The organism is Nocardia cyriacigeorgica (assembly GCF_010858045.1).
Classification (GTDB): Bacteria; Actinomycetota; Actinomycetes; order Mycobacteriales; family Mycobacteriaceae; genus Nocardia; species Nocardia cyriacigeorgica_E.
In genome coordinates this window covers 1-293 of record NZ_JAAGVC010000308.1, presented here as the reverse complement: position 1 = coordinate 293, position 293 = coordinate 1, and the positions used below count along the sequence as shown (strand labels likewise).

The window sequence follows — 293 nt, the reverse complement described above, 5'->3', positions numbered from 1 at the left end:
GTGGCGCGGGAGCGTGGCCGGTGGGCAGGGCGGTGCCGCTGATAGGCGGGGTGGCGTCCCGGGGCGGTAGTGCAGCGCTGTTGGTTGGCAGGGCGGCCGCTGCGCGGGGCTGGGAGGCCCGCATGGATCGGAGGGGCGAGAATTCACGGGGCGGCAGGGTGGCGCCGCTGGTTGGCAGGGTGGCGTCGTGGAGTGGCGCGGGAGCGTGGCCGGTGGGCAGGGCGGTGCCGCTGATAGGCGGGGTGGCGTCCCGGGGCGGTAGTGCAGCGCTGTTGGTTGGCAGGGCGGCCGCT

General features: G+C 76.5%; 1 pseudogene. It reads right to left on the bottom strand.

Features of this window, described 5'->3' with window-relative positions:
• Positions 1–293, bottom strand: a pseudogene (locus tag GV790_RS30855) (hypothetical protein); the annotation flags it as partial.